Genomic DNA, 13,949 nt, shown 5'->3' with positions numbered 1-13,949 from the left:
GGCTTTCAATCACATATCCGGTGGCGAGAAATCACGCAGGAGCAGCCTTGCCTTTTCCATGTCCGCAGACAGGGGCCGGTCATCCGAATAGGGCTGGAGGTGCTCGCGAAGCAGATTGTAGACCGCATTTGTTCCGGCTGCCCGCACGGCAACATTTTCCAGGAAATCATGGGCCTGCACCCCGGCCATCCATTCGATGGCCAGAATATATTCTGCATTGTCGAGAACCGCGAGCAGCTTGTTGGCGGCTGCCGTGGGATGAGAGAGGAAATCCTCCTGTAATCCCGATGTCAGCCCTCCATCTGTGGAGGCAGGCGCGGAAAGACGTCTGCTATCGCCGACAAGGGCTGCGGCCGTATATTGCGCGATCATGAAACCTGAATGGCTTCCGGCATCGGTCGCCAGAAATGGCGGCAGACCACTCACCAGAGGATTGACCAGCCTGTCGATACGGCGCTCGCTCATGGAGGCAATCTGTGCAATGGCGATGGCGAGACTGTCTGCCGCCTGCCCCAATGCCGGGGCAACGGCATGGGCCTCCGACGAGACGATGGGCTGCTTGGGCGTGCCAAGGATCGCGGGATTGTCGGTGACGGAGGCGAGCTCTCGGTCAACGATGGAGGCGCAGGCATCGAAGATGTCGCGTGCAGCACCATGCGCATGCGGCACGGCACGCAGGCTTAGCGCGTCCTGTGTCCGCCTGCCATGAGCGGCGGCAACCAGCCCACTGCCTTCAAGCCGGGATCGCAGAGCAGCCCCGACGGCCGCGATTCCCTTCGAGGGACGCAGCGCGAGAACCGTCTCGTCAAAAGCGTCGATCTGGCAGCCTGCTGCTTCAAGCGTCAGCGCCGCTATGGCATCGGCCCAATCTAGCAGGTGATTGGCCCGCGCGAGTGCCATGCAGGAAAGACCGGTCGCACAGGCTGTACCATTGACGAGGCTCAGCCCTTCCTTGGCACCCAGCACGATGGGTTGAAGTCCCATTGCCGCCAGGGCATCCCGTCCACTCATAATGCGCCCGCCGAGCCGGGCCTGGCCCTCTCCGATCAGAACAAGCGCAACATGCGCGTTGTGCACCAGATAGCCCGCCGATCCGCGGGACGGCACGTCGGGAATACAATCCTGTTCCAGAAACGTCGACAGATGCGAGACGATCTCGCGTCGGACACCGGAGTGCCCATGAGCGAAATTGGCGATCTGCGCCGCCATGATTGCCCGAACTTCGCGAGGATCCAACAACGGTCCGACACCGCAGGCATGGCTGAGAATAATGGAGCGCGAAAGCCGACCCTGCGCGGTGCGATCCACCACAGTGTCCGACAGTGCACCGACCCCGGTATTGATGCCATAGGCACGCACACCGCTTTCGACGATGCTGTCAACGATCTGGCTCGCCCGGTCAATCCGCAGATAGGCCGCGTCTGACACACGCAGTGCCTCGCCCTTGCCGATATGGGCAACATCGCGCCAACTCAATCCATCATCCAGTAGAACAGTCATGACGTTTTCCTATGATGCAGAAACGGCTGCGAGGAGCGGCAATTTTCCATCTTGAATACTGCCAGCGTTGGCCCGTGTCTCAATTACTGCTGTAAAGACGATAGCGGCTGCCGGGATAAAGGAGGCGGACAGAAGACACGATCCCCTTTGTAGACCATGTGCGACGACGCACGAGCAGGCATGGTTCCGTCTTGGAAATCGCCAGCAGCTTGCATTCCCAGGGCTGTGCGCTGACCGCCTCGATATGCTGCTCGGCCTTCACGATCGGTGCCACTCGCGTGAGATAACCGTTGGGTGTTACGAGGTTGAAATCCTGTTTGATGTAATCGGGCGCGCAGTCCGAATTGACGAAACGATCCTCGATTTGCATCGGCACGCCGTCTTCCGCATGCACAATGATCGAGTGCGCAGCAAGGCTGCCAGCCGGAACAGCGAGCGCTTCGGCAAGATCTGGATCGCAGGTTTCGATTTGAAGAAGTATGACCCGCGCGCTGTGAACACCGCCGTTGCGTGTTATTTCTTCGGCAATGTTGGGTACGCTCTGGAACTGCGATGTGCGCTTCTTGGACGCAACGAACGAACCTTTGCCGCGTACACGCACCACAAGCCCTTCGTCGGCCAGCTCACGCAAAGCGCGGTTGGCCGTCATACGGCTGACACCGAGAATATCGACCAGTTCGTTTTCCGATGGAACACGTTGACCGATCTTCCACTCACCCGCCTCGACGCGACTGCGGACGTAGTCTTTCAGCTTTACATAAAGCGGTGAACTCTGGTCTTCGGTGCCCTGCGCGTCACGAGCGTCCTCAGATATCGGCGGCATCACTTCCCGGAAAATCTCTCTGTCGTGATCCATAGCTATGACGTCACCAATACGCAGGGTTGTCGGCAAAGGGCGGGGCAATGCCACGCCCTTTGCCGATGGATTCAGTTCAATTTGTGTTCGGCCAGCCAGTCGCCCGCCACGACATCGAAACTGTCGTGATTGGCCAGACGACCGTTCATAACGACGAGATCTTTCGTCGTCAGGGCGGCAGAAACAGCATCGAGAGTGCTTGTCACAACGTCGCTAACTTTCGGTGTGGCAATCACTGGTACGATGTTCTGGGCGGGAAAGAGGTTCTTGACGTCTTCAAGCACGATGAGATCGTTTGCAGCGATGGCCGGATCGGTCGAGAACAGGTTTGCAGCATGGACCTGACCGTTGATGAGTGCCGAAAGGGTCAGCGGGCCACCGACGTCAAGCGATTTGAACGACTGGAACTCGAGGCCATAAAGTTCCTTCAGACCGATAATGCCTTCCTTGCGCGTTTTCCATTCCGGTGGACCGCCAAGCACGAGCTGCGAGGCTACGGGTGCGAGATCGGCAATCGTCTTCAGCTTGTATTTGTCAGCGGTCGCGCGCGTCACAGCCACGCTATCGGAATCCTGTGCTGCGGAGGGTGTCAACATAGAGACGCCTTTCGGCAGAGCCGCCTTGAGCGCTGCGGCCACATCGCTTGGCGAATGGGCCGTCGCGTTCTTGTCGAGATAGCTCAGCGTCGCACCAGCATACTCCGGCAACAGATCGATTGATCCGTCGAGCAACGCAGGGATATAGACTTCGCGGCTACCGATGCTCAACTTCGTTTCGACGGCAACACCCTTGGCGGCAAGGGCCTTGGCGTAGATCGTCGCCAGAAGCTGGCTTTCGGGGAAGTCGGCGGAACCGACGATGATTGTCGTCGTATCGGTTCGCGGAGTGGCTGGCGCGGCCAGCGGATTGCTTTGCGCCAATGCCGAAGCAGCGGAAAGTGCCATGAGCGCAAATGCGCTGGCGGCAGTGATGATCCTGAATGCCATGCGAGCTTCTCCTTTATGTTGAAACAGTCGTGGAATAGAAAACCCGGTTATTTTAGAACCTCTAACGCTTCGCTCGACGCGTCAGCCCTGGTGATACGGTGACCCTCGATATGACGCCGATGATCAGATCCACGGTCAGGGCCAACGCACCGACGAGAACGGCACCTGCGGCCATCTGATAATAATCGTTCTGCGCCCGCCCATCGATGATCAGGCGACCGAGACCACCAAGAGAAACATAAGCGGCGATAGTTGCGGTCGAGATGATCTGAAGCGTGGCGCTGCGCAGACCGGAAAAGATCAATGGCAGAGCGCAGGGCAGTTCCACATCGAACAGAATATCGAGCGGACGTTTCCCCATGCCTCTTGCAGCATCCACCGCAGCGGGATCCACCGCCGCGATACCGGCGTAACTGCCAGTCATGATCGGCGGCACGGCCAGAAGCACGAGCACGATAAGGCTGGGTACGATAAAAGCCATATCGGATGCGAAAACGGGGCCAAAAACAATCACAAGAAGTGCGATCAGGCCGAGGCTTGGAAGGGAGCGTAGCGCATTTGCAAGACCCGCGATGAAGACGACACCGCGTCCCGTGTGTCCCACATAAAGCCCAACCGGCAAGCCAATCAGACAGGCGAGGAAAAGGGCCGCAAAGCTATAAGCCAGATGCTGACCGACGAGAACGATGACACCATCACTCCCTGTCCAGTGAGCTGGATCGCTAAACCATTCTATCATCGCGCCGCACTCCCAGGCTGCCACGGCGTCAGGCGGCGTGAAATGAACAGAACAAGCCCGTCCAGCAAGGCTGCGAGAAGCACGCAGAGTACGATGCCTGCTATGATCGGCGTCAGGAACCGCAGCTGAAGCCCCTGCGTGAAGAGCAGACCAAGTTGCGGCGTTCCAACCAGTGCCGCTACGGAAACGATGCTGACATTGGAAACCACGGCCACACGCAATCCGGCGGCAATCACAGGAACCGCGAGAGGTAGCTCCACCATCACCAGACGCGCAACCTGTCTGTAGCCCATGGCATTCGCCGCCTGGAGGACGTCTGGCGAAACCGATTCCAAACCATCGTTCACTGTTCGCACCAGAAGCGCCAACGCGTAGATCGTCAGCGCGACGACGACGTTTAGCGGATCGAGTATACGGGTGCCGAGCACCAGCGGCAGCAGGACGAACAGCGCAAGCGACGGAATTGTGTAAAGAAGTCCGGCAACCCCCAGCAGGGTCGACCGGAATAAACCGGCCCGCTGCGCAATCCAACCGAGCGGCAGGGCAAGAAGCAGGCCGATCACCACCGGGATGACCGAAAGGCCGAGATGCCAGATAAAAAGCTCGAAAATCCGCCCGGATTCCCGGTAGAGCCAATCAAACCTCATGGCTGACCTCCGAAGCGACCGACCCGCGCGGCTTCGATGGCTTTGGCGACATCAGAGAGTGTGACGGTGCCGACAAGCTGGCCCGTTGACCCTACGATGACCCCGCGGCCGGAGGGCGAACTCAACGCTGCATCGAGCACATGGCGCAAACTGCTGCCTTCCGGCGCCAGCGTACCACTGAGATTGAGATCTCCCTCACGCAGTGGTTGCCTGAGACCCTGCGCATCGGCCCATCCGATCGGACGATGTTCGGCGTCAGTCACCAGAACCCAGCGATCCGTTGCAACGCCACGAAGGCTGTCCGGTGTTGCGCCGAGCAAGGCTGTCGGCTCCGCACCGAGAGGAACTGCTCCGTCAAATTCTGCAAAACTCAGGAAGCGATACCCTCTGTCCCGGCCGATAAAGTCCGCCACGAAGGCATCTGCCGGGCGCGCCAGCAATTCCTCTGGAGTGGCGATCTGCGCAAGCGTTCCGCCGGCACGCAAAACAGCAACCTGATCGCCAAGCTTCAACGCCTCGTCTATATCGTGCGTCACCATGATGATGGTCTTGCCAATCTCACGCTGCAAGCGAAGAAATTCGTCCTGCAACTGTGTACGAACGACGGGATCGACAGCACTGAAGGGTTCGTCCATCAGCATGAATTTGGGATCGGAAGCGAGTGCACGTGCAACTCCGACACGTTGCTGCTGGCCACCCGAAAGCTGCCACGGATAGCGATCGGCAAAGGCGGCGGTCAGCCCTACACGCTCAAGCAACTCATGCGCCGTGCGCAGTGCTTTTTCCTTCGGCGCTCCGTTTAGCCGCGCAGTGGTCGCAATGTTCTGAACAACGGTGCGATGGGGGAAAAGCCCGGCATGCTGGATGACATAACCGATACGACGACGCAGCAGTGCCACGTCCATGCCATCTGTCGGTTCGCCGTCAAGAAGGATCGACCCGGACGATTGTACGATCAACCTGTTGATCATCCGCAAGGATGTGGTTTTGCCGCAACCCGAAGGGCCGACGAACACGGTCAGCTTGCCGTTTGGCGCCGTCAGGGACAAACCGTTTACGGCAGTAGCCGCGCCCGCATATTGCTTGGTGACCTTGTCGAAGACGATCATGCAAATCTCTCCTGCGCTCTGTCTGCGCCTTCAGGCTCGGCAACTGTGATGACTGCCTAGGTTGTCTATACAAGCACGCAAATAGCGTATCCGCAAGATAGATCGATGAAAATATCCGCAACCCTGGGAATGACTAAACTTTAAGCATTTTGACCGCTATAGAGACGCTGTATGCACATAGAGCAAGCGATCTCGGCGGCCGCAACTCTCTATGCCTTCAAACTGCGCTGCTTTTCCGATCAAGATCAGGCCCGCTCAACGCGACAAATTTGTTCATAAGCAACTCGTTGCTTCGATTTTTGTGCGCGGGAGCAGAATGGAAATACGAATTAATTCGTGCTGAAATTCAAAAGATCGCGCGCTGATCGTGACTGAGACCGCAAAACAGGCGTTTTTGAAAACCACTCATCCACGGCGACTTGTCTCGAGAAGGCCATAAAGCCTTGTGGCCACCGCCATCGAACAATAGTATTACCGCGTCGTATTCAATTAACGAGGATAACATGGCAACAGGTACCGTCAAATTTTTCGCACAGGACAAGGGCTTCGGCTTCATCACACCGGACAACGGCGGCCCGGACGTCTTCGTCCACATCTCCGCCGTAGGGTTTGGTGGTTCTCTTCAGGATGGCCAGAAGGTCAGCTACGATGTTGGACAGGACCGCAAGACTGGAAAGTCCAAGGCCGAGAACGTCAGCCTCATCTGATCAGCGTCTCTTGGCTCCGCGATTACTCGCGGGGCCAAATCGGTCCTTACTCCCGCTGACGTTAGGCTGTTTCCATCCCGTCGCTCCCAATCCGTGCCAAGCCGGCTGCAAAAACTTCGGCGTCGATGGGACGGCCGAAAAGGTAGCCTTGGCCGACCGGACAGCCCATTTCGCGAAGCATTTTGCGCTGGGCCTCGGTCTCCACGCCTTCTGCAACCACAGTTAACCCAAGGGCGCGTCCAAGATCGATAACGGCCTGGACGATCACCCTTCTGGACGGCCTCGTTGCGAGTTCGCTGATAAAGGTGCGGTCTATCTTGATCTCGGTAACCGGAAAGGTTTCGAGCGAGCGCAGGTTCGAATAGCCTGTGCCGAAGTCATCGACGGAAAGGCCGACGCCGCTCTGTCGCAGCCGCTGAAATGCGTCCATCACGCCGGGTGTATCGCTGAGGAACATGCTTTCGGTGATCTCAAGCGTCAACCATGCCGGGTCGGCCTTGGTCAGGCACAGGACCCGATCCAGCATTTCGGCCATGTGATGCTGCAGGAACTCCCCGGCGGATACATTCACCGCAAAGCGCAAAGCCTTGTCGCGATGCGCGTTAATGCGCCGTGCATAAGCCGCGACGGTCGTCAGACTTCGTTCGGTCAGATCAAGCAGCAGACCTGATCGCTCGGCAGTCTCGACGAAACTTCCGGGGAGCTGGCTGCCAAACAGAGGATGATTCTGGGTATCAGAGCTTCCGCACCCACCCACTCGCCGGTTGCAAGGTCTACCTGGGGTTGGAAGTGATACACAAATTCGTCATTCGCGACCGCGACCTTCAATTCGCGAGTCATTCGCACGCGTCGGCTTGCCTATTCGTGATCCGAGTCTCGAAACCGTCGCGGACCACCCAGAGGGGCGGACTTGGCGGCCCACAGGGCGATGCCGGCATTGCGGATCAGCGAAATGGGTCTCGCCCGAGGCTGCCCCACCGCATAGCCGATGGCGAAACGCAGTGAGACACTCGCACCTGGCACGACGAAGTCAGCGGCAAGCGAAGCGGATACCGCTGCCACGATAGTATCCGCACTTGATCCATCCGCGAGCTCAAAAGCCAAAGCGAACTCATTGGCGCCCATGCGTCCCACCTGGGCAGCTCCCACGTCCCGCAGCCGCCGCCCGGTTTCATAAAGCAGGGCATCCCCGACTTCGAAACCGTATCCCGTGTTGAAATCGTGAAAACCGATCACATCCAGCTTCACGACCAAGGGCGTCGCTTTGGCATTGGTTGCGAAACGTTCCTCGGTAGCCAGGATAAATGCTTGACGGTTCAGGCAATGCGTGGTCGCGTCGAGGTTCGCGACACGATCCAGCGCGGTGTGCGCCTGGCGAATCGCCGAGACGTCGCGCAGTATGCCGACGTAAAATAGTTCTTCGCCCACCCAGGCAGGCCGGAGACTGAGACTGTTCCAGAACGCCGACCCGTCCTTTCGATAGTTACGCAGCGTTGAGTCCAGAGGCTCCGCCGCCTCGATCGCAGCGCGAATGTGGACGACCTCTTGTTGGTCGCGCTCGTTGCCCTGCAAATAGCGGCAATCTTTCCCGACGACCTCGTTCCGAGCGTAGCCAGTCAGATGCTCGAAGGCCTTATTGACATAGAGCAAAGGCGAATTGGCGCCCAAACGCTGTGCGATCGCGATCCCATCGGTTAGTTCTTCGACCAGCGTCGCAAGAATTGGCCTGATAGCGTCGGAGCTGAGAAGCGCATTGTCCGACATGACCGGCGCGGGCTGCATGAGGTGCGACTGCATGCGTTTTTCGAATTCTTCCATGACAAGAACCATGGACGGCGAACACAGACGGGGCAACCCGCAGCCGAGGCGGTTCCAGGACAAGCGTCAGCCGTTTTCGGACAAACTGATTCTCGCGCCATCGCCAGACGTCCGAAAGCGATCACGGTAGTCGGACGGCGTCACTCCAGCGTGCGAAACAAAGGCACGGCGCATCGCGCGTGTCGATCCAAAACCACTTCTCGCTGCCACCAATGCGATTGGCAGGCGGCTCCCTTCCAAAAGGAAGCGCGCAACGTCGATACGGGTCCGGTCGACATAGTCTGATGGCGATATACCGACCTCCTGCGAAAAAACACGCGTAAAGTTCCGCACACTCATGGCCGCGATCTTCGCCAAGGCGCTGACAGAGAGGTCCGCCGCCGGATGGTTCAGAACATATTGCTGGACGTTGTGTAGACGGCTGCGGTCGATAGCCTGTGCCGCCAGATGCACGCTGAACTGCGACTGATCGCCTGGTCGCTTCAGAAACACGACGAGTCGGCGAGCAACGTAGAGCGCAATCTCCCGGCCCAAGTCCTCCTCGACGAGGGAAAGGCCGAGATCTATAGCCGCGCTGGAACCGGCCGACGTGATCATCGCGCCATCACGCACAAAAACCCGGTCGCTTTCCACCCGCGTCTCGGGGAAGCGCTCGGCCAACAGTGACGCGAACTGCCAGTGCGTCGTAACACGCCGGTCTTTCAGTAGACCTGCCTCGCCAAGCACGAATGCCCCTGTGCAGACGGAGCCATAGCGCCGCGCCTGAGCCGCGATTTTAACAATCCAGTCGACAACACGCCCGCCCGGACTTTGCGGAACTCCGACGCTGCCGGCTACAAGCAATGTATCGGGGCTACCAAGGTACGCATCGAAAGCGCAGTCGGTCAGGATTTTTAGCCCCGATGCACAGCGGATCGTGCCCTCGTGCCCTGCCAAGACAGCAACTTCGTAGAATAACTTTTCAACACGGGCATTTGCTTCGGCAAACACGTCCATTAGCCCTGCAAGCTCCAGAGAATGCACGTCCTTTGGAACGAAGATCACGATCCGCATGAGAGTATCTTTCCCTGCACAAAGGACTCAAAGCTCTCGACGAGGATCTACGCGCCGACGCCGGTCTATGTGGCGACGGTTGCACAATGCTGAAGGTCCGTCAAATTCAAAGGTATTAGCTCGAAGCGACGGAAGAACTCTGCACGCGCTGACTTTGTTCGAACTGCCGACCACTAACGGATGCTTTTATGATTGCTACCGCAATCCCAGCCGCCAGCCATTAGTGAACGAGATATTATCTCATTTTGTTGCCGATCTGAGCCCATCTGTTCGACATTATGAGGTCCGAATAGTCTGGGCTATGAACGCTTTTCGGCGAGGATAGACAGCATGTGTATCTGCGGCGGCTTGGCGAACAGGTCCCCTGCCTCTGCCTTCGCCATCAAGGCTGCAGCGACTTGGCCATTTAAGTGCGCATCCCTACCGTCCTCATCGTCGAACGTATCGAAGATTGCAAACGAAGTTGGGCCTCCCTGTATCGCATACCAGGAAATCGTGCCGGGCTCTGCATTGACCAGCGGTAAGGCTGATCGCAGAAACTCGGCGACCTCCTGTTCTTTGCCGGGCATTGCCTCGAGCGGAACGTAAAGCGCGAATTTGGTCATGACCACCTCCATGGGCACATCATTGTGCCGCAACTGAAGGAACGCGTTAAGCACGACAAATGTTCGGTGATGGACAATAAAAAGGGGTGTCGATGTAAAAATGCGATCCACGCCTCTGCACACATGAGGTTTCGATGATCAGTCGATTTCTGGATCGCCACCTAAAGCAACGAGCTGCTCTGTGTTGTCTATGTCCACCTTGGCGCTTTCGCCGATCTCTATATCGATGACGTCGAGACCAGATTGGGGGATTATCTTGCGCGCGCCGCTGTCGCCTATAAGCGCCATGAGCTGCGGGAATGCGGCGCGAGGAAAGACAACCGGGTTTCCCGGATCTCCATCGCACACCGCGCGAATAATCGCCTTTCCGTTTCTCTCCGCAAAAGCGTCGATGAGTGCGTCAATATCCGCAGGTTCAAGCAACGGCATATCCGCAAGCATGATCATAATCCCGTCGGGAGCTTGCAACGCGGCGCGCTGGACGCCGAGCACGATCGAGCTTGCCATTCCGTCACTGAAGTTGGAGTTTCTCGCGATGATCAGGTCGAGCCCTGCAATTTCGGCCTCGACGTCCGAGCTTCGGTATCCGGTCACAACAACCACAGAACGATTGCCGGCCCCAATAGCTGCCAATGCGGCCCGACGAACGAGGCTGGTTTCCCGAAAACGCGCAAGAAGCTTGTGCCCGGCACCCGCCATCCTGCTCGATCGTCCAGCGGCCAGGACAACCACGGCAACTGACACTCGTCTAGCTCCTGCCGCTTCCACACCGAACCTCACGCATAGAGGGACAAGCGGCTCGCCGCGATGTCGGCAAGGATGGACAGGGCAAGGGAGTTCGCATCGCGGGTTGGCCCGAAAAGCCCGATCGGCGCCCTTATCCGATCAGTATCTGCCCGGCAGAAACCGGAGCTTACAAGGAAATCGACCCGTCTACGGTGTGTACGGGTGCTCCCCAAGGCGCCGATGTAGAATGCGGGTGACCGTAACGCGGCTTGCAGAACGACATGCTCGGCATCGAGGTCGTGATGGAGAAGAACAATGGCGGTGTACTGATCGATATCGGGCACAACCTTTTCGCTCGCTGTGCAGGCTACAACCTCGTAGCCGGAAGATTGGGCTATATCAGCGACCCTCTCGGCCTCTATACTTTGACCGGAAATCACGACACGCGTGCGCGGCCGATAGACCGTGAAAAAGCGGTCGTCGGCGTAACCGGCCCGCGATGGCGGCTCGACGATCTCGAGCTGTTGGGTCTGCCTCGTGTAGCCCAGGCCCGTGGTCCGGCGCTGATAAAGCTGCTCAAGAACGCCGCTCAACATCTCGGTATTTTGCAGCACGTGGATCGACACGGTAATTCCACCACCGCACGGCAGGGCAATGTCGAAAAAGGGGGAGCCTAATCCGAACTTCACCTCCCTATCTCTGTTCTCGCCCATTGCGTCGAGCGCCTCGGAAGCGACCGCTGCCTCGATGCAGCCCCCCGACACATAGCCACAAAAACGACCATCGGCCGCAATGGCGACATGGGAGCCAAGCGCACGAGCCGCTCCCCCGCGAATTTCGACAAGGGTGGCAAGTGCCACCCTGCCTTTTGCAAGCTCCCTTATCGCAAAGCCAAATATTTCTTCCGTATCATCGGTGAGCAACGACCTGACCGGCGTCGGCTTTGTCGCAGCTTGGATATCCTCCTGAGGACAGATATCCGTAAGGGCGGCGATGTCGTCATGCAACATCCGGCAGCCCGCCTATGATCTTGTCGAGCGTCACAGGATAGTGACGCACCCTCACCCCGGTGGCATTGTAGATTGCGTTGGCGACAGCTGCAGAAACCCCGCAGAGACCAAGCTCGCCAACGCCCTTGGCCTTCATCGGCGACGACATGGGGTCTGCCTCGTCCATGAAAATCACTTCCTGATGAGGAATGTCGGCATGCACCGGAACTTCGTAGCCAGCCAGATCGTGGTTGACGAAGAAGCCTTGCTTCGTATCGACCGCCAACTCCTCGGACAGGGCTCCACCCACACCCATTGTCATGGCACCAATAACCTGGCTGCGCGCTGTTATCGGGTTCAGGATCCGTCCGGCCGCACAGACGGCCAGCATGCGTCGAATGCGCGTTTCACCCGTGGCCACGTCAACGCCGACTTCCACGAAGTGGGCACCGAACGTTGACTGTTGATGGGCTTCGGAAAGATCGCCCCATTCCATTCCATCCTCGCCAACAAGGCCGTTTGGCGCAGCCGCCTCCGTAAGCGCTACCGAACGGTTTCCAGATCGAACCTGTCCGTTCTCGAACACGACGTCATCAGTGTTAAAGCCGAGTTTCTGCGCCACCGCCTCACGAAGCTTCACGCAGGCTGCGTAGACGCCGGAGGTAGAACAGTTCGCGCCGAACTGCCCGCCCGACCCCGCCGAAACCGGAAAGCGGGAATCGCCCAGCTGAACGGCTACTCGATCGACCGGCAGGCCCAGCATCTCAGCTGCTGTTTGTGCGATGATGGTATAGCTGCCGGTCCCGATATCGGTCATATCGGTTTCAACCGTTGCAATACCGTCCACGCCGAGCCGAACCCTTGCTGCGGATGGGAGGAGAAGATTGTTTCGCAAAGCGGCTGCAACACCCGATCCGATAAGCCAGTTTCCTTCTCGTCGGGAACCCGGCTTGCCGCGCTGGTTCCAGCCAAACCGTTCCGCCCCGAGCTTGAGACAGCCGACCAGGTTCCTTTGGGTAAAAGCGCGCTCGGGCTTCTCAGGGTCGACCTGAGTGTCGTTGAGTAACCGAAACTCGACCGGATCGACGCCCACCTTTTCGGCTATCTCGTCTATGGCGATCTCGAGGGCCATCAACCCCGGCGCTTCGCCGGGCGCCCGCATCGCATTGCCTTCTGGCAAGTGAAGCGTGGCCAGTCTCATGGCAGTCATCCGGTTCTCACCCGCGTAGAGCAGTCGCGTCTGATTGACAGCCGTTTCCAGCTGGCCCCCAGGCTGGTCACCCGACCAGCTTTCGTGAGCAATCGCGGTGATTTTGCCGTCCTGTGTCGCTCCAATGCGAATACGCTGGATCGTCGCCGGCCGATGCGTCGTGTTGTTCGCTATGAACGGACGGGGAAGCGCGACCTTGACCGGACGTCCAGTAGCCTTTGCTGCAAAGGCAGCAAGCACCGCGTCGGCCCGCAAGAAAAGCTTACCCCCGAACCCCCCGCCTATGAATGGCGACATCAAATGGATATTGTCCTTGTCGATACCAAGTGTAGTCGCCAGATCGGATCGCCACCAATCAATCATCTGGCTGGACGTCCAAACGGTCAGTTTATCGCCATGCCACGCAGCGATGGACGCATGGGGCTCCATCATGGAATGTGACTGATCTGGAGTGGTATAACTTTCGTCGAGAGTGACCGGTGCGCTCTTGAAGGCTCCCTCGAAGTCACCGACTGCCGTGTCGGGCTGCTGCTTCTCGTCGGGCTTGACCGCACTGTCCTTGGCCTTTTTGAGATCGAAGCTCCCGGGCGCAGTTTCATATTCTACTGTCACAAGCGAAGCTGCGGCGCGCGCCTGCTCGAAGGTTTCTGCGACAACCACTGCCACCGCCTGGTGATAGTGCTGGACCTCATCGCCACCAAAAAGATTGGCTGTGTTGAATTTACCCTTCTCGCGCTTGCCCACGTCCAAGGTGGTGACAACCGTCAAAACGCCGGGGGACCGCTTTGCGGCGTCGATCGATATCGACCGGATACGGCCCTTCGCAATCGCGGCACCGACCGGATACCCGTAGGCGTAAGGAATATTCGGATCATGCCATTCGTAGGCATACATTGCTCGGCCCGTCGTTTTCTCTTGGCCGTCAATGCGGGGGATAGGCTGACCGACGACTTTCATCCGGTCGATGGGATTGTTGATTGCAGGTGTGTCGAATTTCATGGTCG

At 58.3% G+C, this 13,949-nt stretch carries 14 protein-coding genes; 1 reads left to right on the top strand and 13 read right to left on the bottom strand.

Translation table 11 applies throughout. From position 1 onward, the window contains the following. Positions 1 to 9: 9 nt before the first annotated feature. The 6 genes from G6L97_RS20305 to G6L97_RS20280 all read right to left on the bottom strand — a co-directional run bounded on the left by G6L97_RS20305 (position 10) and on the right by G6L97_RS20280 (position 5,837). A complete protein-coding gene (locus G6L97_RS20305; RefSeq protein WP_174003656.1) occupies positions 10 to 1,500 on the bottom strand; it encodes an HAL/PAL/TAL family ammonia-lyase in 1,491 nt (496 codons plus the stop codon). Between the two features lie 79 nt (positions 1,501 to 1,579). Then, positions 1,580 to 2,323: a histidine utilization repressor gene (hutC, locus tag G6L97_RS20300; protein ID WP_076845313.1), complete on the bottom strand. Its 744-nt coding sequence runs from the start codon at positions 2,321 to 2,323 to the stop codon at positions 1,580 to 1,582. 104 nt (positions 2,324 to 2,427) lie between these two features. After that, complete coding sequence (locus G6L97_RS20295; RefSeq protein WP_003518329.1) at positions 2,428 to 3,342, bottom strand: ABC transporter substrate-binding protein; 915 nt, start codon at positions 3,340 to 3,342, stop codon at positions 2,428 to 2,430. A gap of 61 nt (positions 3,343 to 3,403) precedes the next feature. Next, positions 3,404 to 4,081, bottom strand: coding sequence for an ABC transporter permease (locus G6L97_RS20290; protein ID WP_003518330.1), 678 nt, complete (start codon positions 4,079 to 4,081; stop codon positions 3,404 to 3,406). Then, complete coding sequence (locus tag G6L97_RS20285) at positions 4,078 to 4,728, bottom strand: ABC transporter permease (protein ID WP_019566836.1); 651 nt, start codon at positions 4,726 to 4,728, stop codon at positions 4,078 to 4,080. The genes G6L97_RS20290 and G6L97_RS20285 overlap by 4 nt, the downstream gene beginning before the upstream one ends. Beyond that, complete coding sequence (locus G6L97_RS20280) at positions 4,725 to 5,837, bottom strand: ABC transporter ATP-binding protein (RefSeq protein WP_076845311.1); 1,113 nt, start codon at positions 5,835 to 5,837, stop codon at positions 4,725 to 4,727. The genes G6L97_RS20285 and G6L97_RS20280 overlap by 4 nt, the downstream gene beginning before the upstream one ends. Positions 5,838 to 6,340: 503 nt before the next feature. Between G6L97_RS20280 and G6L97_RS20275 the strand changes: the two genes are divergently transcribed. Beyond that, positions 6,341 to 6,544 carry a cold-shock protein gene (locus G6L97_RS20275; RefSeq protein ID WP_003518333.1) on the top strand — a complete coding sequence of 68 codons (204 nt, stop codon included), beginning with the start codon at positions 6,341 to 6,343 and terminating at the stop codon, positions 6,542 to 6,544. A 61-nt stretch (positions 6,545 to 6,605) separates the two neighbouring features. Here G6L97_RS20275 and G6L97_RS20270 read toward each other — a convergent pair whose 3' ends face one another. The 7 genes from G6L97_RS20270 to paoC form a co-directional block, all read right to left on the bottom strand. Next, a complete protein-coding gene (locus G6L97_RS20270) occupies positions 6,606 to 7,301 on the bottom strand; it encodes an EAL domain-containing protein (RefSeq protein ID WP_272438503.1) in 696 nt (231 codons plus the stop codon). Positions 7,302 to 7,402: 101 nt separating this feature from the next. Beyond that, positions 7,403 to 8,362 carry a GGDEF domain-containing protein gene (locus G6L97_RS20265; RefSeq protein WP_236762682.1) on the bottom strand — a complete coding sequence of 320 codons (960 nt, stop codon included), beginning with the start codon at positions 8,360 to 8,362 and terminating at the stop codon, positions 7,403 to 7,405. 66 nt (positions 8,363 to 8,428) lie between these two features. Then, positions 8,429 to 9,415, bottom strand: a complete 987-nt coding sequence (locus G6L97_RS20260; RefSeq protein ID WP_003518336.1) for a GlxA family transcriptional regulator — start codon at positions 9,413 to 9,415, stop codon at positions 8,429 to 8,431. 299 nt (positions 9,416 to 9,714) lie between these two features. Then, positions 9,715 to 10,020, bottom strand: a complete 306-nt coding sequence (locus G6L97_RS20255; protein WP_035252727.1) for a putative quinol monooxygenase — start codon at positions 10,018 to 10,020, stop codon at positions 9,715 to 9,717. Positions 10,021 to 10,158: 138 nt separating this feature from the next. After that, positions 10,159 to 10,764 carry a nucleotidyltransferase family protein gene (locus G6L97_RS20250; protein ID WP_272438502.1) on the bottom strand — a complete coding sequence of 202 codons (606 nt, stop codon included), beginning with the start codon at positions 10,762 to 10,764 and terminating at the stop codon, positions 10,159 to 10,161. A 32-nt stretch (positions 10,765 to 10,796) separates the two neighbouring features. After that, complete coding sequence (locus G6L97_RS20245) at positions 10,797 to 11,756, bottom strand: XdhC family protein (protein ID WP_174003652.1); 960 nt, start codon at positions 11,754 to 11,756, stop codon at positions 10,797 to 10,799. Then, positions 11,746 to 13,944: an aldehyde oxidoreductase molybdenum-binding subunit PaoC gene (gene paoC, locus G6L97_RS20240; RefSeq protein ID WP_112949006.1), complete on the bottom strand. Its 2,199-nt coding sequence runs from the start codon at positions 13,942 to 13,944 to the stop codon at positions 11,746 to 11,748. Before paoC ends, G6L97_RS20245 begins: the two co-directional genes overlap by 11 nt. Between the last annotated feature and the right edge of the window lie 5 nt (positions 13,945 to 13,949).

Source organism: Agrobacterium tumefaciens (assembly GCF_013318015.2).
Lineage (GTDB): Bacteria > Pseudomonadota > Alphaproteobacteria > Rhizobiales > Rhizobiaceae > Agrobacterium > Agrobacterium tumefaciens.
Note: the sequence above shows the minus strand (reverse complement) of the source record. Positions and strands in the feature narration are given on the sequence as shown.

Bases quoted from the DNA above. Each gene is read 5' to 3' on its own strand.
- G6L97_RS20305 (WP_174003656.1), bottom strand. From the start codon at position 1,500: ATGACTGTTCTACTGGATGATGGATTGAGTTGGCGCGATGTTGCCCAT.
- hutC (WP_076845313.1), bottom strand. From the start codon at position 2,323: ATGCCGCCGATATCTGAGGACGCTCGTGACGCGCAGGGCACCGAAGAC.
- G6L97_RS20295 (WP_003518329.1), bottom strand. From the start codon at position 3,342: ATGGCATTCAGGATCATCACTGCCGCCAGCGCATTTGCGCTCATGGCA.
- G6L97_RS20290 (WP_003518330.1), bottom strand. From the start codon at position 4,081: ATGATAGAATGGTTTAGCGATCCAGCTCACTGGACAGGGAGTGATGGT.
- G6L97_RS20285 (WP_019566836.1), bottom strand. From the start codon at position 4,728: ATGAGGTTTGATTGGCTCTACCGGGAATCCGGGCGGATTTTCGAGCTT.
- G6L97_RS20280 (WP_076845311.1), bottom strand. From the start codon at position 5,837: ATGATCGTCTTCGACAAGGTCACCAAGCAATATGCGGGCGCGGCTACT.
- G6L97_RS20275 (WP_003518333.1), top strand. From the start codon at position 6,341: ATGGCAACAGGTACCGTCAAATTTTTCGCACAGGACAAGGGCTTCGGC.
- G6L97_RS20265 (WP_236762682.1), bottom strand. From the start codon at position 8,362: ATGGAAGAATTCGAAAAACGCATGCAGTCGCACCTCATGCAGCCCGCG.
- G6L97_RS20260 (WP_003518336.1), bottom strand. From the start codon at position 9,415: ATGCGGATCGTGATCTTCGTTCCAAAGGACGTGCATTCTCTGGAGCTT.
- G6L97_RS20255 (WP_035252727.1), bottom strand. From the start codon at position 10,020: ATGACCAAATTCGCGCTTTACGTTCCGCTCGAGGCAATGCCCGGCAAA.
- G6L97_RS20245 (WP_174003652.1), bottom strand. From the start codon at position 11,756: ATGTTGCATGACGACATCGCCGCCCTTACGGATATCTGTCCTCAGGAG.
- paoC (WP_112949006.1), bottom strand. From the start codon at position 13,944: ATGAAATTCGACACACCTGCAATCAACAATCCCATCGACCGGATGAAA.